The sequence below is a fragment of the Lacticaseibacillus sp. 30 genome (genome assembly GCF_053819265.1).
Genome location: NZ_JBSOQX010000004.1, coordinates 120,263 through 145,299, shown reverse-complemented (window position 1 = coordinate 145,299; position 25,037 = coordinate 120,263). Strand labels below are relative to the sequence as shown.

Below are 25,037 nucleotides of genomic sequence, written 5' to 3'. Positions count from 1 at the left end.
GTTTAATATTTTTTGTTAATGACGGTTATTCGTGCATACTGTAAACCAAATGATATAATGACAATGTTTGGTCAATAACTAAGGAGGCAGTTTTATGTCTGAATATATTACTGTAAAAGACGGAACTAGGATATCATATGATGTTCATGGAGAAGGAAGCCCAATACTTCTAATTCACGGTGTTACTGACTGTAAAGAGACTTATGATACGGATTTGCCGTTTCTAACTAAAAATCACCGTGTTTATCGTTATGACCTTCGAGGCCATGGAGCTTCAGATCATCCAAAGCATCCATTTACCCTAGAGAACCATATCGAAGATGCATTAGCAGTCATCTCAAAACTGAATTTGCACAATTTTGTCTTGTACGGTGGCTCCTTGGGAAGCTACATAGCAGAAGCAGTTGCAACCAAAATTCCACAAGATTTAAGTGGCTTGATTTTAAATGTCTCCGCTGCGCATAATCCAGCATCAGCTCTTGCTGACACGGCAAAGAATGACAATATCCCCTTAGACAAAGTTGAAAGGAGAGATTATTGGATTCGCCACTTAACCATTGATAAGGATAATATCAAGCAACTAACAGATTCAGGATTTCAAAAAAACAGCTTGTCTCCTGAGGATGAAGATAGAGCGCTAAGATCTATAACGGCATTTGATTTTAGAAATGAATTGCCAAAAATCACATGTCCGACCTTGATTACGAGTGGTTTGTATGATCCCGTCAATGGGCCATCAAAGGGAATTGAGATTCAGAAGTATATTCCGAATGCTTGCTTTGTGGTCTTTAAATCAGGACATCTTCAACGACTTGAGATGCCAACAGCCTACCACCATGTTGTTGATGATTTTATCGAAACAGTCGCTCGCTAAAATGGCAATAGCGTCAGGTATCATCAACTCAACAAGAACCAACACATTTGCTAGTTTTAAAAGTGAGTATGCGTCTGCTGACCAATAATGGAAAACGTAACACATGCTTGAGAGGATAACGTAAAAGCGAGTGCCAAAGTCCTTTAGGAATTGGTCAACACGTTGTCACTTTTTTATCCCTCTATCTAGGAGCTTTGACTACCTTGAAATCGAGGCTTTTGTGTTGCATCAAGGGTGTAGCGGATAGCATAGTGCAGAAGGGCGGGCAAAATGGCCTTAGCGATTTTTAACTTATTGTCAATAATTTTGATATTCATCATCATTTGGCTTACACGCAAAGAAAAAGTCGCAACGCGAGCGGGACGATATAACCGAGCCTTCTTGATTATTATTGCGGTCATAGAGATTGTTTTAATTATTTCGGAAACATTTATTTTCAAGGATTCAATTTCACTTCAATCTGCATCATTTTCTTGTAGCTTGTTACTTCTGATAAACCTGTTACTTAGCTATAGAATGCATTAAGCAGCAAATAAGTGCCATCACTTTTCAATCTCATGGAAAGTGATGGCACTTTTTAAATGGCGCACAAATGATGGTAAAGAAAACAATCAACGCTATCCACTCGACGTAACGACGGAAGAAAAACGGCAGCTTAAAGCACTTTGTCGCATTGTCAAGGAATGACCTTCAATATGGTTGCAACACTTGATGGTTTCCAGAAGGGTATTAGATCGGATAAAAGGCTAAAACATGTCGAATCTCCTTTTTAGCCAACTTAAAACAAAAATTGTTTCATGCCTTAGTGATGAAGATCGGCCAAGGACTGCTTAAGCTCTGCTAGGTATCGAACGGCTGTATTTGTTTTAAATATCTCTAATCTGTTAATTATCGTACAAACTAATTATGTCAGAAACTACAGCGTAGGAGCCGACTTTCTACTGAATTTAAACAGGCTCCGAATTTTTGAATTGATTTTGGTGAAATCCAAGTAATTAATTTTTTGATTTGCTATAAAGTTAAATTTTTCAGCAATCTGGGGGCTGCTTAATGCCTCAGCACCCGATTAAGCCAAAATATCGAAAAAATTTTTCGATTTTTTGACATTTCAATTGTGGCTTTTGTGCTATTATCATGTTGCTTTATGTTGCCTGCTTATTTATTTATTAACATAAAGTGCCTATCACCAGACAAATAAGCAAGACAACCAAGTATATTAATTTAAATTTAAGGAGACTAACATATGATCTTTGATACTAAACAACACTACAAGAGGTGAGGAGTAAATGTTTCAATATGATCCTACACTGTCCGTTCTTTAAATATCGGATAATTGCCTTTGTTCGTCATGAGTATCGAAACAATGGGCCGTATCGCTGCAAGTATCATTTGATAGATGCCAACTACCTATCGATTCACCTAGTGTTCACTTGAGGTTTTGAGGCACGATACGTTATTGGGGTTGACACAACCCATGCGCGTGTCTTCAACGAAGTCGAGGTACTACCAGTCGTGGTCCCGGTGACGTTATTGCGACTTTTGTCACATGGTCGGTGCCAAGACGCCGCTCTTGCAACACGATCACACGCTTGCTAATTACATAAAGGCCCCGATCATGAAATTGGTTTTGAGCGACTACCAGTCAAAACAATTATCCGCATTGTCGGGATTTCAGTTTCCTTGATTCAACTGTTTATCGACCAAAATCTCAAATTTCGACCGGTCCGACGACTACCTACGCGCCGCTGTTTTGACGAATTCCGTTCCACTCACGGCATCAATCTTGTTTATCTCTCTTTGCTGGTTCACATATATTGGCGCCTTGCTTGGTGATCAGATCAACTGCATGATTAAAAATTTCTTCATCGCCTATTATTCTCTGGCTGAACGCCCTCAGGTTCCGACTGTCCCCATGGATATGAATGCAGGTTATCAGGCAAATATTCATGAGGGTTTCACCCAAGTTCAAGCAAACATATGAGACCTATTTAGCGCTTCATGATGCTCTGATGGTGAGGAAACATCCCGCAAACCTGGCCAACCTGTTAGCTACTTGCGAGCCAAACGGTGCGGCAATAGACATGACGATCGCAACACTTAAGCGACACAAAGTCGCTGTTCTCAATGCCATCACCAGCCCTATTCCAACGGTCCGATCGAAGGGATTAACCGCCTCATCGAGTCACTCAAACGATCCTGTTTTGGCTTCAAAAATCAGCAGAACTTCTTCAAAAAAATCACAGTATAACACGACAAAGACGGCTCCCCAAATGGAGAACCGCCTCAAATGATAAATTTATTCTTCAACATCAGTCGACGTAGAGCCAAAATTCGAAGCATGTCCGTTACTTATAAAAAGTATAACAAATTTGCTTGCAAACGAATGCTTAATGAGATGAAATGGTGCTTGTATCAAGTCGAACTTTTGAAGATCTTCCCGCTTAATTGGCTGAATTTGGTTTGAGACACTTATGCAATTTGAATGCCAGCTTCTAAGGTATTATCCAATTTATAGATTCGTTCAACATCAATGACCACCACGCCAGCGCGTGGGAAACGATCAAAGATGTTAGTTTTATCTAGAATCTGATTAGCAAAGTCATCTGCTTCATGAATATGAGCCGTTCCCTCAAAGCGAAATCCCTTTTGAGCGCCTCTATCAGCAACCGCAACCGCCGCCAAATGGTTGTTCGAGAGATTATTATAGGCCTGCCTAAAGGTGTGCTCAAAGTAGATTAAATGTGAGTCATCTAAGACATGTAGTGAACCCTTGGGACCAACTTGAGGTTTGCCATCTTTTCCTGTTGTTGCTAGAAAGGGGAGCTGATTCTTCAACATATTTTTCATTTCTTCTGTAAGGTTTACCATTTGATTTTCTCCTATCAACGTAATACTGGCTATTTATTTACTTTTAGTAAATATATTGTTGAGATACTATTTTGTCAATCCTATGTCCCAAGATGAACATCGCAGACTAGGATCACGGAAGGTTTAAAAAGATTCCCTTGTTTTGTAAATTGGTTAAGCAAACATGTTTATATCGTTGGTCATGCTCAGGATAGATGGGTATTGTGAGTGCAACCGGATTGAGTTGTTTGTATGCTGGGCAATGTTGACCTCGATACAGAGGATCATACCATTTCTGATCTGGATGATAACCTCGTTTTTCCATTTCACGTAACACAATACAGTGAAATTGAAATAATTTATATGGGGAATGTGCAAATACGTAATTAACGGTAGCGTGTTTCCGTCCCCATCCATTACCGCGAAGCGCCGCAATTTCACGATGCTGTCCCAATAATTGTTGCCTTGGGAGTTGCTGAATTAAATCTTGATGCCATAAACGCACGTTACGGCTTCCTTTCTTGAAAACTAGTCTTAATATTTATGCCATTTGGAGGATTACAGTACTGAACCATTTTATGACGAAGCGCCTTTTCTATAGGTTCATCGGCAGTATAAGCAATGGGATTCGCTCCAACTCGGACTGTCTGATCAATTTGTTCAATTTTGTTGGTGTGATTGATTATATTGCTCTTGCAAAGGAATGATATCCTTTTTTGTTGTCTTTGGAGCAGCGATTGCACCCTCCGCATGAACATATACACGGTTTATATAAGATGGCTTTGAAAGTGAAGCCGTGCTACCTAATTTTGAATCGTTTTATCCTAACTAATACCTATCACGCCGAATTTGTTATTAGATCGGTTAAGCATAGAAGAAACTAAAATATTCAATAAATTATTCGAAAAATTTCGGAATTAACAATATACTTTTTAGTCCGTTTATTAGCTTTTTATGATTGATCTACTTTTTTATGACTGCAAGCACCCACAAATGCGCGTGATTTCCTTTTGAGGTCGGTGACCGTCAACAATACATTTGGTTTCACATTGGCTTTAACACAGCCAAAGCGTGTTACCGTTGGAATTGCTTCCTCGAAAAATTAATAGCTGTGAGTCGCCCAAACGGTTGATTGACTAAATTGATACGCCTTTGCATACTAATTTTTGCTTGATGAGGAGGCATTTAAAGAGTTACTTTCAATTGGTCAAACCTCAGTTGACACCATGAAATAAAGGCTAGTCCGTCAATCGTTCGAATGCCTTAAATTCTAGTATACGTCAATTTTTGAGTGGTTAGTAGTTGATCGTATAGTTTACTAATGATAGCCCAATCACAATTATATCGATGCTTTTGTCGAGCCCATGCACAGTTTTTGCTTCTAGGATAGTTGTTAATTAATATGCCTGCAAACGACAACAAGATCGTAAGTGCGGTAAAGGCAATTCGCTTTCTTCTTGTTTAAGATGGCGACAGGCCTCTTTATAAATATAGGTTTTTTGAAGATTAGCTGAAAGAGACCCATATTCAAAAACGTTGTCCTGATATTCTCATGTTTGGCAATTTCAATACTTTGTTGTTGTGGCATCTTTATGGGTTCGCGATTTTCTTGAGCAATATATTTATATAAATCGACAATGATTGCTGTGATCAAATTATGAAAATTAAGGCCTTCAAAGCTGGGTAGACTTAGAACCTTCAATTGAACTTCACGATACCGAATGGCCTCAATGATATTAGTCAAATCATGAGAATTGCGACCAGCCGATCAATCCTCAATACTACCACTTCATCATCACGAATATAGTCTAGCACACATAGAATTCGCCAATTGAGCCTCCGAATACTTAATAATGCCTATATAAGTTAGGTTTCTGAATTTGATGCCAAGAGGCCACAATCGTTCTAACACCAGCGCCAAAATCTGATTATGAAAAGATAATATAAATATTATAATATTTAAAGAGTATTTCGAAATTAATATTCACTTATTCTTCTAAATATCGACGGCTTTTTTTCATATTTTGACAGAATAATTTACTGGTAGTCGGTTCTGAACGTATATGATCATCACGCAACGAATTGCTAGAATACGAAAAAGCTGATATCCATCAACCGAATAATGGCACTTAAAATTCATAGGATTAACATTATTCGCTTTATTCTAACGGTTAGCTAAAGGACGGCTCCAAAATAAGAAAAGAAATATCGGTATACATAATATGTACTGTTTTATTGTAGTACTATTGGGATTATCTCAAAAGTATGACGGGTGTAATCCATAATTTGTTCAGAAATTCCTTTTCTACTGTATTTAGACTTAATGATTTTTAAAGAAGCAAAAATCTATAACTTTAATTTATCTAACTAGTTACATTGTGAACAGATAAGAAAAACGGATTTTTTACTTTTTATTAAAGCGGAGAAACAATCTATGCGAAAGCAATTAAGACAAAAAAAAGTAAAGCTTCGATGGAACCGAATCATATCCTTTGCTTCTGCCTGCATATTGATATTGAGTATGTTAATTGGCTTGACAATTAGTGTGTTAAACGACACCACGAGAAATACTTCAGCGGCGTCTAAGCCAAGCGACAATAATCCTGTGTCTGATACTCAGACAAAAATAAAAAACAATTTGACTCGCTATTTGGCTTCGGTGACCTCTAATGGAAACGTGGCAGTTGATTTCTACAATTTAAGTCCGGTTAGCGGCAGTCAAGCGGCCCAAGAAAGCAACGCTGCTGTGTACACCGAAGGCAGCCTTGCTGTTTCATTTAACGGGACCCAACGAATGATTGCAGCTTCGACTTATAAATTATATATTACCGCGTGGCTGTTTCATGAAATCGAAGTTGGAGCGATTACTTGGACCGATAATGATGAAGACGGTTTCCAGCGTATGATTATTAACTCGGATAATGACTACTCAGAGGCTATTCTTGATCAATATGGCGCTAAGGTCTTGAATAAGTACTATGCAACGCTCGGAACAGGATATGTTTTTAAGAGTAGCGGGGCGACTACCACCAGCAATGATTTAATGACAATATTGAAGGCAATTCAAAAAGGGACTGGTCCATTTGATAATGCATCCCTTCGTAAAAAGCTGTTGACCGCAATGGAAAATCAAGTTTATCGAGACGGTATTCCGGCTGCTGCCGAACAAGTTGCTAGCGGATCAACAGTGCAGGACAAGGTTGGGTGGATTGGCAGTACTGATAATGATGCTGGTATTGTGACAACACCTAAGGGCGATCGTTATCTTTTGGTGATTATGACCGATAATGGAGACTATCAAGACTTTTCACAAATCGAAAAAATCGCCTCCAAAATTCAAACCATAGTGTATGGTAAACAGTAATGTTTTTACATGCGCTCTTAATGCACGATTTCCTGTGAACTTGTGCTGAGAAATTGTCTTTTTCTTTTGCGAGGCCGCGGCCTATAAACAGTCCGTTTATTGATACTGTCCTTGTCTTGCTTCTATCATTATGTCTTGATCATTAACGTCAACATTGCCAGCAAAATTGGGAGTGACTAAGGAATAGGAGCCGATACGGTTTTTGAAAATATAGTACCCGCCAGAGAACCTTGCATCATTTGAGGCAAAATCAAGCTCTGTATTTACTTGAACGGAACGAATTGGTGGGTCATTCTTGAAATGAACATCCGGTGCAGAAAAGATACGCACAGTTTTCATTGGGATGACTTTTTTAGTAAATGACCCAGTTGCTGTACGGATTACACCATTATGAGACTCGTTCCAACTATATACCGAGAATCTTGACAGATTAGCGTCTAGAGCGATGTGCGAAGGAACGTTGACGCCATTGAAATGAAAGTTTGGCGGCGTCCCAATGGCATGAAGATCAATTCCTTGAGTCGTTTTCTGAGTGTTTTCGTTATTGGCCTGTGATTCTGATTCCACACTAGACACTATCGCAGCTTGCGGTTTTGAAATAGAATCTGCTCGTGCTTTAGATGCATCTTTGGCTTTTTTTTTAGACGCTGCTGCTAGTTTAGCTTTAGACGAATGTTCAGATTCAGTTTTCGTTTGGTGTTTGGAACTTGTCTCTTGCTTGGGACTATTATCCGCGGAGTTACTTTGACACCCCACAAGGCCGAGCACAACCAACATAGCAGAACAAATCCTCAATGTTCTTTTCATTTTGATACCTCCTTATATGGCTAGGTATTATCACATTTCAATACTCATAAATCCTTATAAAGGTACACTTGATTCTTCAAACATCACTTAAAGCTATCACGCAAAATCAACTCATTACTTGTAATTAGTTTGACAGGTTTGGAGATAGTGCCGTCAATAATACCTTGAAGCAACATGACACTTGTTGCTCCCATTTGTCGGGTTGCTAAGCGGATTGTGCTCAGGCTTGGCGTTATATAGTGGCTAACGTCTAGATCACCAAATCCAATAATACCAACACGCTCTGGTATAGCAATATTGTTTTCTTGCAGTGCTTTAATGGCACCAATCGCCATCGTGTCACTTTCAACAAAGAAGGCCGTGGGAAGTTCATCGCCCAACTTCGATATTGCGTCTTTCATTTGCTTATAGCCACTTTCAATGCTGAAATCGCCAGCGAGGACGGTGGAGTCAGCGCTATTTTTGTGTCTTGCCATAAAATTCTTAAAGGCGACGGTCCGCGGATCTTCTAGTCCGCAGTCTTTTGTTGAAGAGCCGGCTAGTAGTCCAATATGAGTGTGTCCATGTGCAAGAAAATAGGTCAAAATTTCTTCAACTGAATTTGTGTAGTCCGCAGTCACGCAACTAATACCGTGTTTAAGTGTGTCTTGATTAATAATGACAAGCGGTTTATCTAGTTCGGATAATTCTTGTAAATCCTCTTCTGAAAATCGACCAATTGCAATGACACCGATGATCTTTGAAGATTCGGGCAGTTCTTCATTAAAATAATGGCGGCTAACTTGATAACCACGACTTTTTAGGGCTAATTCAACACCCCAACGAATGGCACGAAAATAGAGATCGGTCATGCCGACTTCTTTTGTGTACCAATCTGTAATAGCAACTGTCCCAACGGTATCTTCAGGTTTAGGTGGCTGAATTTTATAATTCATGGATTGCGCAGTTGCCATAATGCGCTCACGCGTTTCAGGGCTGACAGACAAAGTTTTATCACCGCTCAAAACACGCGAAACAGTCGCACCTGAAACACCAGCAGCTTTTGCGATTTCTCTGATTGTCGCCAAAAAGCACACACCTCTCTTTACTGACGCTATGAAAATTTACTAAATATGTAGCGAGCAAACCACATACGCCCCTCCAATAAAAGTATACCGTAAGAAAGAAGAATTGTCCTATTTTACTCATGCAGACACTGACGGGAAACCAAATAGTCTAGTTGACCTACCAGAAAAGATATTTTCCGTGAATTCACACGTTGCATGGAAAAAATACGAAGCAAGCTTTTTGTTTACGAAACATGTTGATGTTTAGTAAACGATGGTGTATAAATATACTTGTTGAAAGCGCATTCAATTCTTCGTGTTCTGCGCTTGAAAATAAGACAAATGTTTTCACTTGGGGTTTAAAAGGAGGATGAATCAGATGGCGGCGGATCTTACGATGATCCAAATCATATTGCTGACACTATTAGCTGCAGCTTGTGGCATCGATCCATATATTTCAGGACTTCAGCTTAGCAAACCAGTCATTGCCGGGTTTTTGGCTGGTATTATCATGGGCGACATCCAGACAGGTTTAGTGGTGGGATCAACACTTCAATTGATGGTTCTTGGTGTGGGAACATTTGGCGGAGCATCAATTCCAGACTTTGCGACAGGCGCCATTATCGGCACTGCGCTCGGTGTCGTGAGCGGTAAAGGAATCCAGTTTGCAATTGGTATTTCGGTGCCAGTCGGTTTACTGATGGTACAACTTGATGTGTTTGCCCGATTTTGTAATGTGTATTTCTTACATCGTGTTGATAAACATATCCAGAACAAGGAATTTTCAAAAATAAATCGAGAAGCATGGCTAAGCCTTCTTCCTATTGGCTTGTCGCGTGCGTTACCAGTTGGCATCTCATTGATCTTTGGAAACAGTGTTGTTAATGCCGTTTTAAAATATGCACCTGATTGGTTAATGGGTGGCTTGAAGCTCGCTGGAGCAGTCTTACCTGTTGTCGGGATCGCGATTTTGCTGCATTATCTGCCCGTTGGTAAGTTTGTGGCATTCTTAATTGCTGGGTACCTGCTTGCTGCGTATCTCAAGATACCAATGATGGGGATTGCTTTATTCGGACTTGTTTGCGCATTAATTCATTTTAAGCAACTTAAGGAAAAACAAGCCATGATGAAGAATGTGACCAAAACTGCCATCGTCGCCGCTGAAGAAATAACCGAGGGGGAAATCGAAGATGATGAACTCTAGTGAGATTAGCCATTTCAAACATCAGACTCTGACAAAAGAGGACTTACGCCGTGTCAATCTTCGCTATATGTTTGGCGGACAGTTGGGGTGGAATTATGAGCGAATGATGAACGTTGCATACGTTCATGCAATTCTCCCTGCCATGATAAAAATGTACGGAGATGATTCTGATGTTCTGCGGGATATGTTACAGATGGAGATGCAGTTCTATAATACGAGTCCATTTTTGTCAGCCATCATTACTGGGATGGATCTTTCGCTTCAAAATGAGAGTGGTACGAAGTCAAAAGAAGCAGTTGCCGCGATTAAAACTGGTCTCATGGGGCCCTTCGCTGCTGTCGGTGATTCCCTTTTTGGGGCAGTTATTCCAACCATCTTAGGATCCTTGGCCGCCTACATGGGTATGAAAGGAAATCCTATAGGCGTCATCATCTGGCTATTGTGTGCGGTCGTTATTTTGGGCCTGAGGTATTTCGAATTACCTCTTGCCTATCGTGAAGGCAAGAAACTTGTTAGCAATGTTGGTAATTTGTTGAACAACTTGACTGATGCGGCAACGCTTTTAGGCGTTTTCGTGATTGGCGGACTTATTCCGACAGTTGTGAATGTCATTGTGCCGTTCAAACTGACAATCGGCAAGAAATCACTAGCAATTCAGGCAGATATGCTTGATCAAATTCTACCTGCGCTTGTTCCCATTGCATTGGTAGCACTAGCTTATTGGCTACTTGGTCGTAAAAAAATGAATTCAACTCGTGTGATTTGGGTTTTCTTGATTGGATCCATTGTCTTATATAGTTTGAAGCTATTGGCCGTTGGGTAACCAGACGAAGGAGGTGTTGAAAATATGGCACAAGTAAAACAGCCAAACGTTATCCTAATAGTCGTTGATCAAATGCGAGCAGATGCGTTGTCTTTTAACGATGTGCATCATTTTGCTAGCACCCCGACGTTAGATATGATGGCAAGTGAAGGCTATAATTTCGAAAATGCCTATTCGCCAGTGCCAAGCTGTGTTCCTGCACGAGCAGCGTTGCTGACAGGTTTAGATCAACAAAATAGTGGACGGGTGGGGTATGAAGATGAGGTACCGTGGAATTTCACAAACACCTTGCCCCAGACTTTTCATGATATGGGTTATCAAACCGAAAGCATTGGAAAAATGCATGTTTTCCCTTCACGAAAGCGACTAGGATATGACCATGTTCTTCTCCATGATGGCTATCTTCACGCGGATCGTAAGTATGACAAACCCTATGGGACACAGTTTGAATATGCGGACGATTATCTGGAGTTTTTGAAATCAAAATTGGGTAACGATGCAGACATTATTGATGATGGTGTCAATTGCAATTCATGGGAAGCAAGACCGTGGCCATATGCAGAAAATCTCCACCCGACAAATTGGGTAGTTAGTGAATCAATTAAGTTTCTACAAAAGCGTGATCCAACCGTTCCATTTTTCTTGAAGATGTCGTTTGAGAAACCACACGCGCCGCTTGATCCACCCAAGTATTATTTTGATATGTACATGGATCGGCTCCCAGAAAAGCTTGATCTACACATTGGCAATTGGGAATCTCTTTCTGATAAAGTTCCAAGTATTTATGCGCTTCGAGGAAAACTGAAAGCAGACGATGAACGTCGGATGGTTGCTGCTTACCTTGGATTGGTGACACATATCGATCACCAAATCAGCCGATTTCTGACGGCCTTAAAAGAGTTCCGGCACGATAAGGACACTATCATTTGGTTTGTTTCCGATCATGGAGATCAGTTAGGAGAACACTATCTCTTTCGAAAGGCCTATCCATATCAAGGCAGCATTCACATACCTTCGTTCATTTATGATCCAGGCAACCTAATTGCTGCGCACGAACACAAGATAAAACAGCTTGTAAAGATTCAAGATATATTTCCTTCACTTGCTGATCTGGCTTTAGGAAAGAAGGTAAAAACTGACGGTAGGAGCGTTCGACAACTACTTTTTGGCGATTATGAAGGTTGGCGAACCGAATTCCAAGGTGAACATAGCTTAGGAGAAGATTCTAGTCAATATATCCTAACTGACAAGTGGAAATTTATCTGGTTCTCTGTTCGCGATGAGTACCAATTGTTTGACATGGAAAAAGATCCTCATGAAATGAAAAACTTAATCAATAACAGTAAATATAGTCCGGTAATTAGGGAACTCAAACAAAAACTGATTAGCTATCTATTCAATCGTGAAGAGCGTTTTGTTAAAGAGGGTAGGCTAAAACCAATTTCGGTTGAAAATATTAAATCAACGCTTAACAGTCCGTTAGCAGGAAAGGATGGGCTTAATGAGATTTAAGGAAATCAAAGGCGGCTCATTCCAGATGGGAACAGATGATCATATTGGCTTTGATGAAGACTATGAAGGACCACCCACGATTGTTCGCGTGCCGAGCTTTTCTATGGCTGACACACCTGTGACAAACGCAGACTTCGATGACTTTATTGCCGCAACTGCTTATCAAACAGTTGCCGAACGATTAGGAAGTTCTTTTGTTTTTGAATTACTGATACCGGAGGAGGAACGCGTAACATACCAGCATGTTGCTGGTGCACCCTGGTGGCTTTTGGTGCCAGGGGCAGATTGGCAACATCCTTACGGGGCAGAAAGTTCAAATATAGATCTCGACAATCATCCAGTCGTTCATGTTGCGCTTGAGGATGCACTCGCTTATTGTCAGTGGTCACATAGTCAACTGCCCACAGAAGCTCAGTGGGAATATGCGGCTGGCGCAGGAACAGCGACAACTTATCCGTGGGGAGAATCGCTGGTTGATGAACATGGTTTTCATGCGAATACTTGGCAAGGAGATTTTCCAAACGATAATACAGCGGAAGATGGATTTGTTGGTACTGCCCCAGTTAAGTCGTATGAGCCCAATAGCAATGGTCTATATCAGATAATCGGTAATGTTTGGGAGTGGTGTCGAAATCCACGATATACATTATTAGATGATTTCAACGCGGAGCAATTTAAACTGGGAAAAGTTCCTGCAGCAGGTGAGTATGCTATCCGCGGGGGTTCTTTCCTGTGCCATTGTTCATACTGCAATCGATATCGGACTGCCGCCAGAAACGGTGTCGATTTACAGTCAACCAGTAGTCATTTGAGTTTTCGTTGCATTAAAGAAGTTAGCAGTTGATCATGAAAGTGATTTTATATGTGGTCGTCATTTTGTTGGCCAACACGATTGGCGCTATATCTGGCATGGGCGGTGGCGTTATCATTAAGCCTGCTCTTCAAATTTTCAATTGGGATTCAGTTTTGACAATCAACTTCTATTCAAGTGTTGCAGTCTTTACGATGGCAGTTAGTTCAACGTGGAAGCAAATAAAGGCGAAGAACGCCATCAATAAAACATGTGTGGTTGGGTTAAGCTTGGGCTCCATTTTAGGCGGTATTGCTGGCGATATAAGTTTTGGGTGGTTCTATAGCCGAGTTGGTGATGATATTAGTGTTGCTGCGCAGATGCTACTGGTCATCGTCTCGTTAATCGTTTCATTGATTCTGTCCAGTGGTCGTCTTCAGTCACGACATTTGACAGGAATGCCAATGATGATTGGGGCAGGATTCGGATTAGGTTGGCTGGCAACAGTACTAGGAATAGGAGGCGGGCCGATCAATATTGCTTGTTTTCTGTTCTTGTTTGGATTTGGCATACGGCAGGCGACAATCTATTCAATTGTGACCATTTTCTTTAGTCAGGCTGCAAAGATTGCTCAAGCATTATTTTCAGGTAGCGTACTCATGATTGATCCGTTTTTAGTTGTAGCTATCATGGTTGCGGCTCTATTTGGGGGATGGCTGGGTGCAGTCATTAGTAATCACATTACGGAAAGATGGATTCTAATGCTGTATAACTTGGTCATTGTTTTTGTTCTGCTACTTGATACCGCAAATCTGATTAGTTATCTCGTGAAGTGAGGTGGTCATTTTCATGCGAAAAAGTGTTTCAGTCTTAATTAAACCAGCGAGTTCGTTATGCAACTTGAGATGCAAATACTGTTTTTATGCTGATGTCAGTTCTTTGCGGAAGGTTAAATCATTTGGACGCATGAAATTAGAAACCGTCGATTCGCTCATTGAAAATGTTTTCGTTGATTTGAATGACGGAGATCAATTGACGATTGCGTTTCAAGGTGGCGAACCGACACTTGCAGGTTTGAGATATTATCAATATTTCCTTGCTAAAATAAAGAAGCAGACAAAGAAGGTGGGTGTTCATTATGCTATTCAGACAAATGGCATGGTCATTAATGATGCTTGGTGTAACTTACTAAAAGAACACAACTTTTTGGTTGGTTTATCAATTGATGGCACGCCGATTTATCATGATCTGAATAGAGTGGATGTTCGAGGTCGCGGTACCTTCTATCGGGTTATGCAGACGAAGAAGCTATTTGATCAATATGGCATTGAGTACAACGTGCTGTGCGTGTTGACAAATCCATTAGCTAAACATGCCAAAAAGGTTTTTGACTTCTTCCAACAAAATCATGTTAAGTATGTTCAGTTTATTCCCTGTTTAGATGAAATGAATGCAACCAGTCGTAGCAGCTATGCTTTGACGCCAGAGCGATTTGCGTCATTCTATCAGACGTATTTTCGCCTTTGGTTCGATCAATTGCGAAAGGGTAGCTATCAAAGCGTTAAGCTCTTTGATGATGCCATCAATCAATTCGTTCGTGGGCGTAGAACCGCTTGTGGCTTGGATGGTCAGTGTCAGGTTCAGTATGTCATCGAGGCTGATGGCAGTGTCTATCCATGCGATTTTTTCGCGGTTGATCAGTATCGACTTGGCTATATTCAAGATAAGACGCTGAGAGAACTTTTTTCTCAGCCGAATACATTGAACTTTTTACAGATGGAACGAAAATTGCCAACTTATTGTGAGAACTGTCCGTTTAAGCAGTACTGTTGTGGAGAATGTCGACGAATGAAGGACGCGATGTATGTTAATCAAGCTGGGAACTTTTGCGGTTATCAGCAGCTGCTTTCAATGGTATTAACTAAAAGTGATACGATTTTAAAGTATGTAGCTCAATCGTACTTTGTGAACTAAGTTCAATTACGCTGTGTATTAAATTCATTGGTAAACGGAAGTAGTTAAAATAATGCTATAAGATCTATGATACAAAAAACGGTTTTGGCCTCTTCGTTCGTTTTAGAAGGGATCAAAACCGTTTTAAATACTTTGATATTCTGTTTAATTATAATGCACTTTTAGTTTGCCATTCTCAATGGCAGTTTTTCAAGAAAATCGTGGATACAACTGTCCCAGTAGTTCCAGTCGTGGTGTCCGGGCGATTTATAAAAATTATGGCGGATGGATGGCAGGGAGTCGGCAGTATCAGCGAACTTCTGATTAAATTGTAATATTGGATCTTCTGTACCACAGTATTGATAGAGCTCAGGAAGCTCTTGATCTTGTTGATGCGTTAACAACCAAGACAGATCGTTTTTTGTTTTAGCTAGCGTTGTGCCATGCCCCCAAACTTGATCGTAAACATCTTTCAGATAATGTTCACTTCCGGTTAAATGCAACGCTGTCAATAATCCTTTGTCATGATCGTTAAAAAAGGCAGTAGGATCTAACACTCCTGAGAAACTACCAGCAACTTCAAACATTTCTGGTTTGTTTATAGCCCACTTGAAGGCTCCAAATCCACCCATAGACATCCCTGCCACAAAATGATCTTTTCGATCGTGCGAAATGGAAAATAGCTTATTTGTGATACTCGGTAATTCTTCTGTTAGAAAAGTCCAATAATCATCACCATGTTTCATATTTGTGTAAAAGCTGTTTGCAAACCCAGCACTAATGACGACCAACTGATAGTTACGGACGTACTGCTCGATATTCGTACGGCGAACCCACTTTGTGTAATCATCACCCATACCGTGGAGAAGGTAGAGAACCTGATATTGATCACGGCTAAAATTCTCAGTTACTTCAGGGATGATAGCGTACAAGGAAGTAGAATGTCGTAAAGCTGTTGACTTAAAATCTAGATGTAGTAATGACATGATGTGCCTCTTATTTCAGAATATTGAGAGATCCAAGAACAACGGCCAGTGCAATAATGATTAGCATGGCACGGGTATAGTTGTGATCAACTTTTTCAAGGTAGAAATAGACACCAGTCACAACGAGCAATGGCAAAAGGCCTGGAACAATAGCATTCAGCACGTCATTTTGGATGCTAAGCGTTTTGACGCCCGTGACGATTTTAATTGGTGTGCTGACTTTGACGTAAGAGGATGCAAGGCCACCCATCATGAATAAACCGAGAACACTTGCGCCAGTAATGAGTTGTTTCACAGCCCCGCCGGACAGAATCTTTTCAACGGAGGCTTCACCAGATTTATAGCCAAGGTGGAAGAGAAAATAACTTTCCATCAAGGTTACTACCATGAAAATCATCCAAGGCGCTATACCGGCTATGCCATTGCCTTTTTTTGCAAGTGGAATGAACAGACTAAGAATAATCGGCAACCACATTCCCCAATCAATGGTGTCACCAATGCCAGCGACGGCTCCCATTAATCCGGTCTTGGTACCCACAATTGCTTCTTCAGGAATATCTTGCCCTTGGGCCCGCTTTTCTTCCATGGCGATGGTCATCCCCGGAATGAGTGATCCCCAAACGGCGTTCGTATTGAAGAATTGTGTTTGCCGTTTTAAGGCATCTTTTAAATCATCAGAATTTTTGTAAACTTTTCGCAAGATTGGCGAAAGGGCGAGCCCAAACGAAACCCCTTGCATACGCTCAAATGAATGATTTGTCTCTGCCAACAGCCACCACATGAACCATGATTTAGTGATGTCACGGCGGGTGATTTGTTTCGTATCAGTTGAAGATTTTGTTGATGTTGTCATGACTTATTCCTCCCTCGATGTTTGGTGATTCTTAGCAGTGAACGTAATATGCAGGTATGCGAAGAAAAGGCCTGCTAAGGCAATAGCCAAAGTTGGGATTTGACTATATTGTTCTAAAAAGAAACCAGCTAGAAAATATGGTAATAGACTACGTTTGCCGATTTGCTGAACGATGATGGCAAAACCAACAGCAGGCAACATGGAACCCGCTAAACTTAAGCCATTAAGCGCTGCCTTAGGAATCATATCGATGATTGGACCAACGTGGGCAACCCCAAAATAAAGGACAAGTGCAATTGGAACTGCGTATAAGACAAGCTTGTAAAGTGTTGGATACAGAACAGATGTTATAAACATGCCACGATAATTACCCTTGTCGATTTCGCGATCAGTTTTGTGTGCTAGGAACCCGTTAATAATGAATTCAACGTTTGTTAATTGGACCCCAAGCAATCCGATTGGGACAGCTAAGGCGACAGCAGCACCCGTGTTGACTTTAGCAACAACAGCAACTGAGCACGCAATAAGTGCTGCTAATGTTGGATCTGACGGCATCGCACCGCCGGGAGCTAGCAGTCCGAGATACATAAGTTGTAACGCAGCTCCCACAATCATGGCAGTAGGGACGTCGTGTAGCACTAATCCAACCCAAAGGGCTGCTGGGAGTGGCGAAAATAGACCAAACACACCGAACGTATAACCAAAACGGCAACCCTTGAACCAGTAGAATAAACCAATTAGGAATGCTTGAAGCAGTGTAATCTTACCCATGGTAAACATCCTCCTTATATCTAGTTCAGGCTAAGTTATTGAAATGCTTTTTGATAATTTCGTCTAAGCTGACTGGCTTTTCATCAGGAACTCTTTGGAAGAATATGCGGACATGGTTTTCTTGAATAGCTAGAAGTTCCTTTGCCTCAAGTTCGGATAGTGCGACACTTTGATAGACTAACTTTCGATCAGCATTTGCGCCGATACCGCCAATTTGAACTTCATCAACTGAGAATCCTGCATCAAAACATTTTTTTAGATTATCGACTAGCTTGAAGAGAATGATATAACGGTTATCGCCTAGATCTTGGCTTTTTACCATATCAACGAAATCGTTGGGAGCCATCACTGAAACATCAATGTTAGATGGAGCTGCCATTTTGAAGACACGACTGAGATATTCGTTAGTTGCAAGATATTGGTCGACAATGACAATTTTATTAGCTTTGGTTTCATTGACCCATTTGGTTACGATTTGCCCGTGGACTAAACGATCATCTACGCGAACGAGCTTGATATTATCTTTGTATGACATAATGAAATCCTCCATTTTTTAAATGACTTATTCAACAAGTTTCTGATTAACATCAATAATGCCTTTTTGTGCTGCAGAAGAGACCTTTTGAAGATATTCGCTATAACTAAGATTTGACTGTTCTCGATCCAATGCTGCTTCCAAAACCATTGGTAAATTCATGCCGGCAAAACAGTTAAACTTAAGATCTTGCATGGCGGCAATCACGCTGTTTGTAGGGCTACCCCCAAACAGATCAGTCAACACCAAAACATGATCACCATTGGTAGAATGCGTCTTAATCTCATGTCGCAATTTTTGAGAAAATTCGTCAATGCTATCACCAGGATTCAAGACAAAAGAAGTGATATTTTTTTGCGGGCCGGCAATCACCTCAGCACTATTCAAGATGCCGTGTGCTAAATCGCCATGGGACGCTAAGATGATATAAATCATAGTCGTTCGTCCTCCTTACATTTAAATAAATTAAGTGTGGTTCTAAGCAAGCGAGGGGAAAATAGTTGAACCTGATTCATACGTTTACAAACCAGTCGCTCATTATGAACCGCTTACACTTTTATACAAGCAAGAAACGTGCCAACATGTGTCGACGCCGAGAAAACTTTTCTTTTGGCATGAATGTAGCAGATGCATGCTGCCAAGCAGAACAATTGTGTATTAGTTAACAAATGCTACAATGTGTTCGACAGATACTTTGGGCTGAACTAAATGTGTCGAGGGGAGATTAACATGAGTTTTGAAGCTGTAAATAGGGAATTGCGTGAAGAAACACAAGCTATTAGCGACTTAAGCGATATTAACAAAATCACAACTGACCGCATTGCTGAAAATCTTCATTTGAGCCGCACGACAGTCAGTCAGTACTTGAACGACATTTTAAAAAAGGGCGATGCCATTCAAATCAAGTCACGGCCAACCAACTTCATCAATCGGCAGATTTTTTCTGAACGTTTTTTCTCGCCGAAACAAACGATATATCCATCAGTAGCCTCACTAATAAAAGAGCAGGTTCGCCAGAAAAATGTTTTTTAGACTTTCATTGGCAATCAAGAAAGTATGAAGGAAATCATTGAGCGGCTCATCACAGCGGAAAATTACCCGCCAAACGGGCTACCTGTCATGCTTTCAGGCAACACAGGTGTTGGGAAAAGCTATCTTGCCAAGCTCACCTATCAGTATTGCGTTCAGGAAGGTTTGTTGAAGAAAGATGCACCATTCGTTGTCTTAAATTGTGCACAGTATTATCACAACCCAGAGTTGCTCTCAAGCAACTTATTTGGATATGCGAAGGGCAGTTTTACAGGAGCTACGACAGATTTCAAAGGAATGCTGGAGTCAGCAAATGGCGGCGTTTTGTTTTTGGATGAGTGTCACCGTTTAAATCCAGAAAGTCAGGAAAAACTTTTTTCGTTTATGGATACCGGTAATTTCGAGCGAATGGGAGAAAACGCGGTGTCGCGATCAAGTAAAGTTCGCTTGATCTTTGCCACGACTGAGAATCTGCAAGAAAATTTTTTGCAGACATTTCTTCGTCGTGTACCAGTCGCTGTCACATTGCCTGATCTGAATAATCGCTCTAAGGCAGAATTAAAGATGTTAATTTTCCAAACATTCATTGAAGAAAGCCGGCGTTTGCAACGCTACTTCAGGGTTGCGCCGTGGATCATCAATCACCTGTTCAATTTGAAGTATAAGAATAATATTGGGGAACTTAAAACAACGATTAAACTGATTTGTGCGCATGCTTATAGCCAAGATCAAATGAATAGTGACATTGAAATTTCGTCAGATAATATTGGTAATAGTTTGCTACAACGATTAACGGCCGTGAATAACCAAGAAGAAATATGTAGTGAAGTAGTTAACTTTACACCGGAAAGTCGCCTGACCGACTTCGTTGATACGACGATCAGTGAGAATTCTAGAGTCAATGATTTGATGACGCATCTTTGTGACGTGGAGGGGGAATTTCAAAATGATAAGCTGACGGCAGCCATGGTGATTGAAATCATTTCTCGTGAATCTAGAGCGTTAATGGATGAAATGGTTCATCGAGATAAGCGTGATCACAACGAATCTCTTAAGTACTTAATCAATATTATTCAACAGTTGTTTGATTACTTAGGAAGCTCGCTTTTTGTAAAAATCAAAGGTAATGCAGTGATTGCCTTTGCCAGCTTCATTTATCTTAAGCAAGAGGTTGATCTGGCCTTAACGGTGAAAGCTGAGAAAAGTGTCCATAATCTTTTGGAACTTGCGAAACAAAATGCGACGGTCGAGTATCAAGTTTTAAAGTCTTTTCTTGAATTGATCAAAACAAAGCTGGATTTTCGAATGGGTGAAGTTGATAAACTCCTTCTCCTAGGCTATCTCATTAGTCTTAACCTCAATTACAAAACCAGCAACAAGCATGCGATTATTCTGGCCCATGGGTACTCAACAGCTAGTAGTATTGCAGACGTTGCCAATCAGTTTTTAAACAAGAAAATTTTTGACTCATATGATATGCCATTGAATGTTTCGATCCAGCAAGTGAATGATTATATTCAACAGTATATTCACAAAAATGATTGCCATAAGGGTCTCATTATTTTGGTAGATATGGGGTCATTGATGGTATTGCCTGATTCGTTGAAGGCTAATATTAACGGACCATTGCTGGTTATTAACAATGTATCTACGCAGCTCGCTCTTTTTGTCGGAGAAAGTATAGAGAAGAATATCGCATTTAATGAAATTGGTAAGTTGATGACTGATAAGCTTACTCCAGAATATAGTTTAATCTATCCGGTCATTAAGAAGAGTCCAATGATTATTACGACATGTCATACTGGAATTGGTTCCGCAAAACAAATTCAAAGTTTGCTTGAGCATAGTATTCCAACCAGTCTTCATTACAAAATTGAAGCTGTGGACTTGGAATATCTCAAAAAATATGGCGATAGCAACTCTGTTTTTGAACAGTATGATGTTAAGGCCATTGTTGGTACGAGTGATCCGCACATTAAAAGGGTTCCCTATATAGCACTTGAGAATCTCATCGCCGGAGACGGTACGTCTGTGGTTAAGACACTATTTCCAGACGTCAAAGACATGGCACTTTTGAAACGTATCAATAATTATCTTGTCGAAAATCTTTCAGTGGAACGGCTTCTGTCTGCTGTCACAATCCTAGATGCTACCAAGGTGATCAGTTCGGTTAGCGATATGATGACAGAGCTTGAAGAGAATACAGGAATTCGTCTGACAAATAATCAACGTGTGACGCTTTATGTTCATGTAAGCGCTATGATTGAACGACTAATCAGAAATGAACCACCACTGGTTTATAAGGTTGTTAGCAGCGAAGAAAGAAAGCAAGGATGTACTAAAATCAAACGGGCTTTGAGAAATATTGAAAGCTCATATGGGATCAAAGTCGATCAAAATGAGTTGAACTATCTCTATGACATTGTGTTTCAGCTATAGATTATCTTTGGATGGACAACACAAAGGGAAAGACAATCAAAATGGATCAATCTATTAGACTCAATCAACGGCAAATCAATAAGTTGGTGCTAACGCAAGGCATGCGACAGTCAATTCAGATGTTGCAATTAGACGCCGTTGATTTAGATGCATATCTCAAAAACGTTGCTGAATCGAACCCTTTTATTGAAGTACGCTCTCATCTTGAGCGGGCAGAAGATTCATTATCTGGCGCAACATTTGAAGAAATGTCGGCTGGGAGCAGTACCGAAAATCTTTTTGATCATTTATTAATGCAAGTTCAACTTTCACTAGCTGGGAATCCTTTGCGCCAAATCGTCGTTTATTTAATCAATCAATTAAATAACAATGGCTATCTGATTCTGGAGGATAGACAGATCGTGGATGAGATCGGTATTTCTCCCGAAAAATTGACCGAAGCTATGCGGTTACTGCAGGGACTAGATCCCCCCGGAGTTGGCGCCCGTAATCTTCAAGAGTGTCTATCACTGCAGGCCCATCGTGATACTGGCATACCAAAGGGAGTTATTGCCATACTTGATCAGGATTTTGAACTGCTAGTTTCGCATGATATGACACGCATTTGCGAAAAGAACAATTTGTCGACGACCGAACTACACAATGCGCTTGACTTCATAAAATCTCTTTCGGCTGCTCCTGGGAAAGTATTTGAGCAACCGCAACCAATTTCGTATATTATTCCAGATGCAAGGCTGAGTGTTACTAATGATGGTCAACTTAAACTATGGCTGACAAAGTGGGGTCGCCCTGAGCTGGTATTTGCAGAAAAAACTTATCAAGACCTGAAAAAATCAGCAGATTCAGCGACACAACAGTACCTTAAAGAAAAGCACGAGGAGTATTTGTCCCTGCAACACGGTCTACAACGCCGCGAGGAGACTTTACTTGCGACAGTTAATCAAATTGTTGTGAACCAACATGCATTTTTATTACATCAAGCGGCTTTGGCACCGTTACTTCTTAGAGATGTTGCAAAAGCACTTCAAGTCAACGAATCGACTGTGAGTCGAACAATTAAGGGGAAACATTTACAGACAGATCTTGGCATTTTTGCCTTTAAGGACTTTTTTTCGAAGCGTACACAGGCTGTATCAAGTAGTGCCTATCATTCTGTTGATCAGTTGAAATTTACAATGATGCAGTTGATTCAGTCTGAAAATAAAATGTGTCCAGCAAGTGACAACCTTTTAGTCAAATGGTTGTACGAAAAAGGCTTTGAAGTTGCTCGGCGTACGGTGACCAAGTATCGCAATGAGCTCGGGCTTCCTGCTGCTTCAGCGCGAAAATCGAGATGACTGAAATAAAAAAATTTTTCGTGCTCATAGTCGTTAACTGGACTGATAATTAAAAAATGGATTTGCAACAAAAAGTGCCTGCCATTCGTGGAACTTGAATGAACGACAGGCGCTCTTTGTTGCAATTTTTTTGACATCATGATTCCAATTATCAGATAGTCTTCAAAATCTGTTCTGGTTCACCGACATGTGAGATAGGCATCTCCATAAACGCACTATGCGACATAGTTGATTGTAGAAGCGGTCACAAGAAAGTCGTATCACTTTTAGTCTTAAACATGATCAAAGTATATTAGAGGAGTTGAATCTAGTTTACGAGGACAATCTTTATGTCCTCTTCAAAGGACAAAATTCTGTAAGCGCTTTCTAAGCTACCTGAGATAATGATGATGGAAGGAGATGGGACCAGATGACCACCGATCTTGCGCAGTCAGTGATTCATCTACTTCAAGACCAACAAGGTTTCATAACTTCTAATGAGCTGGCCAGAAAACTTCAAGTTTCTTACAAAACAATTCAGAGGGTTGTGAGCCGCATCAATAGCGGGTATGGCAGCAACATGATTACTTCTGAGAAAGGTCGTGGATACAAGCTAGACTATGAACGATTTCTTTTAAGCAAACTAAGTGGAAAATCTCCTGGAGATCATTCCTTACCGGCGGAAAGACAGAAGGCACTGCTAAAAAAGTTGCTACTCGCAGCACCTTCCAAATTGAAAGTCGGTCAGTTAGCCGAAGACTTCTTCGTCAGTGAATCTGTCATTCAAAGCGACGTCAGCTCTTTGGAACTATGGTTGAGAAAGTATGACTTAAGTATCACACGGGTTAACAGAACACTAAGTATTCGAGGTGACGAGAAAGACATCCGTGATGCCTTGATGGAGGTGATTCTAGGTTTGAGTAAAGACACAACGATGAATTTTGAAGCGATGACGCAAGGATTAGCTGAACATGATACGACATTTGCACTCAAACAAGTGGATGTTGTTGCCCAGTTTTTAAAGGCTGCTCTACCTTATCCTTACGATGTGAACTTGTTTTCGCATATCTATGTGCTGATCAGCAGAATTCGAAAATTTGTCAAACTGCCCATTGAAGATCAAGACATCACAAGACTGAAAGAAAAAGTGCATAACTATCCGGATCTATTCAGCGTGAGTGAAATGGTAAAGCGCAATTTGGAAAATTATCTTGGAGAATCAATCTCGGAGAATGAAGTCTATTACCTATTTCAGTATTTGATTTCTGCGAGATTTACCGGAACGGATTTCAAAACAAAAGCAGGGACATCCGCTTACACGTTTTCTGAAGCACTCATAGAGTTGGTTTCTCATGATATCCAGTTGCCTGACGATAAACCAGCAATGATTGAAGAACTTGTCCCGCATGTCGCGCCAATGCTGAATCGGTTAGAAAATAATATTCGTCTCCCCAATGCACTACTGAAAGAAATTCAAGGCGAGTATCCCAACGTTTACCATTCGGTTCTTCATGCTACTGACATCTTAGCAAAAGAGTATGGCTTACCCGAGATTTCTGCTGATGAAGTTGGTTTTCTATCACTCTACATTGCTAAGTACATGGAGAGTTTTAAGAAACCTAAGAAGGCGATCGTCATTTGCACAACTGGCTTGGGATCATCTGAATTGATCAGCGCGAAAATTCGAAAGGATCTTCCTGAGCTGGAAATTCTTGATGTCATTTCAAACCTGAACTTGGAAAAATCTTTAGCCAAGCACCCTGATGTTGATATTCTCATTAGCACCATCAATCTTCCTAAGCAAAAGCAGATTCCTCAGGTTTTAGTGAGTGCTATGTTTACGGGGAAGGATAAGAACAAGGTTGAAGAAGCATTGAGGGGGCGATGA

21 protein-coding genes and 3 pseudogenes are annotated in these 25,037 nt (G+C 40.6%); 13 read left to right on the top strand and 11 right to left on the bottom strand.

The window, feature by feature from the left end; translation table 11 throughout:
- The first annotated feature begins 94 nt into the window (after positions 1 to 94).
- The 3 genes from ACWPAB_RS04280 to ACWPAB_RS04270 all read left to right on the top strand — a co-directional run bounded on the left by ACWPAB_RS04280 (position 95) and on the right by ACWPAB_RS04270 (position 3,122).
- Positions 95 to 874, top strand: a complete 780-nt coding sequence (locus tag ACWPAB_RS04280; RefSeq protein ID WP_003563261.1) for an alpha/beta fold hydrolase — start codon at positions 95 to 97, stop codon at positions 872 to 874.
- A 270-nt stretch (positions 875 to 1,144) separates the two neighbouring features.
- Positions 1,145 to 1,399 (top strand): hypothetical protein, encoded by a 255-nt coding sequence (locus tag ACWPAB_RS04275; protein ID WP_014951581.1) that lies wholly within the window; start codon positions 1,145 to 1,147, stop codon positions 1,397 to 1,399.
- Positions 1,400 to 3,029: 1,630 nt separating this feature from the next.
- Positions 3,030 to 3,122, top strand: a complete 93-nt coding sequence (locus ACWPAB_RS04270; protein WP_318552342.1) for a transposase — start codon at positions 3,030 to 3,032, stop codon at positions 3,120 to 3,122.
- A gap of 221 nt (positions 3,123 to 3,343) precedes the next feature.
- On the opposite strand, the gene ACWPAB_RS04265 is transcribed toward ACWPAB_RS04270, so the two are convergent.
- The 4 genes and pseudogenes from ACWPAB_RS04265 to ACWPAB_RS04250 all read right to left on the bottom strand — a co-directional run.
- Positions 3,344 to 3,742 carry a pyridoxamine 5'-phosphate oxidase family protein gene (locus ACWPAB_RS04265; protein WP_003563273.1) on the bottom strand — a complete coding sequence of 133 codons (399 nt, stop codon included), beginning with the start codon at positions 3,740 to 3,742 and terminating at the stop codon, positions 3,344 to 3,346.
- Between the two features lie 112 nt (positions 3,743 to 3,854).
- The gene (locus ACWPAB_RS04260) at positions 3,855 to 4,226 is read right to left on the bottom strand and encodes a TIGR02328 family protein (RefSeq protein ID WP_003563277.1); all 372 of its coding nucleotides are present in this window, start codon (positions 4,224 to 4,226) and stop codon (positions 3,855 to 3,857) included.
- Positions 4,227 to 4,906: 680 nt separating this feature from the next.
- Positions 4,907 to 5,167: pseudogene (locus ACWPAB_RS04255) on the bottom strand (cytosolic protein).
- A gap of 5 nt (positions 5,168 to 5,172) precedes the next feature.
- A pseudogene (locus ACWPAB_RS04250) lies at positions 5,173 to 5,548 on the bottom strand (recombinase family protein); the annotation flags it as partial.
- 694 nt (positions 5,549 to 6,242) lie between these two features.
- Here ACWPAB_RS04250 and ACWPAB_RS04245 point away from each other — a divergent pair.
- Positions 6,243 to 7,085 carry a serine hydrolase gene (locus ACWPAB_RS04245; RefSeq protein ID WP_003573459.1) on the top strand — a complete coding sequence of 281 codons (843 nt, stop codon included), beginning with the start codon at positions 6,243 to 6,245 and terminating at the stop codon, positions 7,083 to 7,085.
- A gap of 96 nt (positions 7,086 to 7,181) precedes the next feature.
- Here the strand turns inward: ACWPAB_RS04245 and ACWPAB_RS04240 are convergent, their stop codons facing one another.
- The gene (locus ACWPAB_RS04240) at positions 7,182 to 7,892 is read right to left on the bottom strand and encodes a hypothetical protein (protein ID WP_016381746.1); all 711 of its coding nucleotides are present in this window, start codon (positions 7,890 to 7,892) and stop codon (positions 7,182 to 7,184) included.
- 83 nt (positions 7,893 to 7,975) lie between these two features.
- Positions 7,976 to 8,959, bottom strand: coding sequence for a LacI family DNA-binding transcriptional regulator (locus ACWPAB_RS04235; protein ID WP_016381745.1), 984 nt, complete (start codon positions 8,957 to 8,959; stop codon positions 7,976 to 7,978).
- A 358-nt stretch (positions 8,960 to 9,317) separates the two neighbouring features.
- Here ACWPAB_RS04235 and ACWPAB_RS04230 point away from each other — a divergent pair, with 358 nt between their 5' ends.
- From ACWPAB_RS04230 to ACWPAB_RS04205, 6 genes are read left to right on the top strand one after another with little or no spacing between them, the layout of a single operon-like run.
- Entirely contained in the window at positions 9,318 to 10,142 is an 825-nt protein-coding gene (locus ACWPAB_RS04230; RefSeq protein ID WP_003586701.1) for a PTS mannose/fructose/sorbose/N-acetylgalactosamine transporter subunit IIC, read from the top strand.
- A complete protein-coding gene (locus tag ACWPAB_RS04225; protein WP_003586703.1) occupies positions 10,129 to 10,965 on the top strand; it encodes a PTS system mannose/fructose/sorbose family transporter subunit IID in 837 nt (278 codons plus the stop codon). The genes ACWPAB_RS04230 and ACWPAB_RS04225 overlap by 14 nt, the downstream gene beginning before the upstream one ends.
- Positions 10,966 to 10,989: 24 nt before the next feature.
- Positions 10,990 to 12,477 carry a manganese-dependent arylsulfatase gene (locus ACWPAB_RS04220; protein WP_003586704.1) on the top strand — a complete coding sequence of 496 codons (1,488 nt, stop codon included), beginning with the start codon at positions 10,990 to 10,992 and terminating at the stop codon, positions 12,475 to 12,477.
- Positions 12,467 to 13,321 (top strand): formylglycine-generating enzyme family protein, encoded by an 855-nt coding sequence (locus ACWPAB_RS04215; protein WP_016363280.1) that lies wholly within the window; start codon positions 12,467 to 12,469, stop codon positions 13,319 to 13,321. The genes ACWPAB_RS04220 and ACWPAB_RS04215 overlap by 11 nt, the downstream gene beginning before the upstream one ends.
- 2 nt (positions 13,322 to 13,323) lie before the next feature.
- Entirely contained in the window at positions 13,324 to 14,103 is a 780-nt protein-coding gene (locus ACWPAB_RS04210; protein WP_003586708.1) for a sulfite exporter TauE/SafE family protein, read from the top strand.
- Between the two features lie 13 nt (positions 14,104 to 14,116).
- A complete protein-coding gene (locus ACWPAB_RS04205; protein ID WP_016381744.1) occupies positions 14,117 to 15,241 on the top strand; it encodes a radical SAM/SPASM domain-containing protein in 1,125 nt (374 codons plus the stop codon).
- Between the two features lie 161 nt (positions 15,242 to 15,402).
- Here ACWPAB_RS04205 and ACWPAB_RS04200 read toward each other — a convergent pair whose 3' ends face one another.
- Genes ACWPAB_RS04200 through ACWPAB_RS04180 form a run of 5 tightly spaced genes read right to left on the bottom strand, consistent with a single transcriptional unit; the run spans position 15,403 to position 18,800 of the window.
- Entirely contained in the window at positions 15,403 to 16,206 is an 804-nt protein-coding gene (locus tag ACWPAB_RS04200) for an alpha/beta hydrolase (protein WP_003586712.1), read from the bottom strand.
- Positions 16,207 to 16,216: 10 nt separating this feature from the next.
- A complete protein-coding gene (locus ACWPAB_RS04195) occupies positions 16,217 to 17,059 on the bottom strand; it encodes a PTS system mannose/fructose/sorbose family transporter subunit IID (protein ID WP_003586715.1) in 843 nt (280 codons plus the stop codon).
- 3 nt (positions 17,060 to 17,062) lie between these two features.
- A complete protein-coding gene (locus ACWPAB_RS04190) occupies positions 17,063 to 17,830 on the bottom strand; it encodes a PTS mannose/fructose/sorbose/N-acetylgalactosamine transporter subunit IIC (RefSeq protein WP_003586718.1) in 768 nt (255 codons plus the stop codon).
- A 25-nt stretch (positions 17,831 to 17,855) separates the two neighbouring features.
- Positions 17,856 to 18,365 (bottom strand): PTS sugar transporter subunit IIB, encoded by a 510-nt coding sequence (locus tag ACWPAB_RS04185; RefSeq protein WP_003586720.1) that lies wholly within the window; start codon positions 18,363 to 18,365, stop codon positions 17,856 to 17,858.
- Positions 18,366 to 18,392: 27 nt separating this feature from the next.
- Entirely contained in the window at positions 18,393 to 18,800 is a 408-nt protein-coding gene (locus ACWPAB_RS04180) for a PTS sugar transporter subunit IIA (protein ID WP_003586723.1), read from the bottom strand.
- A 294-nt stretch (positions 18,801 to 19,094) separates the two neighbouring features.
- On the opposite strand from ACWPAB_RS04180, the pseudogene ACWPAB_RS04175 reads away from it, so the two are divergent.
- From ACWPAB_RS04175 to ACWPAB_RS04165, 3 genes and pseudogenes are all read left to right on the top strand, one after another.
- Positions 19,095 to 21,833, top strand: a pseudogene (locus ACWPAB_RS04175) (sigma 54-interacting transcriptional regulator).
- 41 nt (positions 21,834 to 21,874) lie between these two features.
- Complete coding sequence (gene rpoN, locus ACWPAB_RS04170) at positions 21,875 to 23,170, top strand: RNA polymerase factor sigma-54 (RefSeq protein WP_016381743.1); 1,296 nt, start codon at positions 21,875 to 21,877, stop codon at positions 23,168 to 23,170.
- A 409-nt stretch (positions 23,171 to 23,579) separates the two neighbouring features.
- A complete protein-coding gene (locus ACWPAB_RS04165; RefSeq protein WP_003586729.1) occupies positions 23,580 to 25,037 on the top strand; it encodes a BglG family transcription antiterminator in 1,458 nt (485 codons plus the stop codon).

Excerpts from the sequence above, each read along its gene's own strand:
- ACWPAB_RS04165 (WP_003586729.1), top strand. The coding sequence starts at position 23,580 with ATGACCACCGATCTTGCGCAGTCAGTGATTCATCTACTTCAAGACCAA.
- ACWPAB_RS04210 (WP_003586708.1), top strand. The coding sequence starts at position 13,324 with ATGAAAGTGATTTTATATGTGGTCGTCATTTTGTTGGCCAACACGATT.
- ACWPAB_RS04190 (WP_003586718.1), bottom strand. The coding sequence starts at position 17,830 with ATGGGTAAGATTACACTGCTTCAAGCATTCCTAATTGGTTTATTCTAC.
- ACWPAB_RS04215 (WP_016363280.1), top strand. The coding sequence starts at position 12,467 with ATGAGATTTAAGGAAATCAAAGGCGGCTCATTCCAGATGGGAACAGAT.
- ACWPAB_RS04205 (WP_016381744.1), top strand. The coding sequence starts at position 14,117 with ATGCGAAAAAGTGTTTCAGTCTTAATTAAACCAGCGAGTTCGTTATGC.
- ACWPAB_RS04180 (WP_003586723.1), bottom strand. The coding sequence starts at position 18,800 with ATGATTTATATCATCTTAGCGTCCCATGGCGATTTAGCACACGGCATC.
- ACWPAB_RS04275 (WP_014951581.1), top strand. The coding sequence starts at position 1,145 with ATGGCCTTAGCGATTTTTAACTTATTGTCAATAATTTTGATATTCATC.
- ACWPAB_RS04195 (WP_003586715.1), bottom strand. The coding sequence starts at position 17,059 with ATGACAACATCAACAAAATCTTCAACTGATACGAAACAAATCACCCGC.
- ACWPAB_RS04200 (WP_003586712.1), bottom strand. The coding sequence starts at position 16,206 with ATGTCATTACTACATCTAGATTTTAAGTCAACAGCTTTACGACATTCT.
- ACWPAB_RS04265 (WP_003563273.1), bottom strand. The coding sequence starts at position 3,742 with ATGGTAAACCTTACAGAAGAAATGAAAAATATGTTGAAGAATCAGCTC.
- ACWPAB_RS04230 (WP_003586701.1), top strand. The coding sequence starts at position 9,318 with ATGGCGGCGGATCTTACGATGATCCAAATCATATTGCTGACACTATTA.
- ACWPAB_RS04280 (WP_003563261.1), top strand. The coding sequence starts at position 95 with ATGTCTGAATATATTACTGTAAAAGACGGAACTAGGATATCATATGAT.
- ACWPAB_RS04225 (WP_003586703.1), top strand. The coding sequence starts at position 10,129 with ATGATGAACTCTAGTGAGATTAGCCATTTCAAACATCAGACTCTGACA.
- ACWPAB_RS04245 (WP_003573459.1), top strand. The coding sequence starts at position 6,243 with ATGTTAATTGGCTTGACAATTAGTGTGTTAAACGACACCACGAGAAAT.
- ACWPAB_RS04240 (WP_016381746.1), bottom strand. The coding sequence starts at position 7,892 with ATGAAAAGAACATTGAGGATTTGTTCTGCTATGTTGGTTGTGCTCGGC.
- ACWPAB_RS04185 (WP_003586720.1), bottom strand. The coding sequence starts at position 18,365 with ATGTCATACAAAGATAATATCAAGCTCGTTCGCGTAGATGATCGTTTA.
- ACWPAB_RS04220 (WP_003586704.1), top strand. The coding sequence starts at position 10,990 with ATGGCACAAGTAAAACAGCCAAACGTTATCCTAATAGTCGTTGATCAA.
- rpoN (WP_016381743.1), top strand. The coding sequence starts at position 21,875 with ATGGATCAATCTATTAGACTCAATCAACGGCAAATCAATAAGTTGGTG.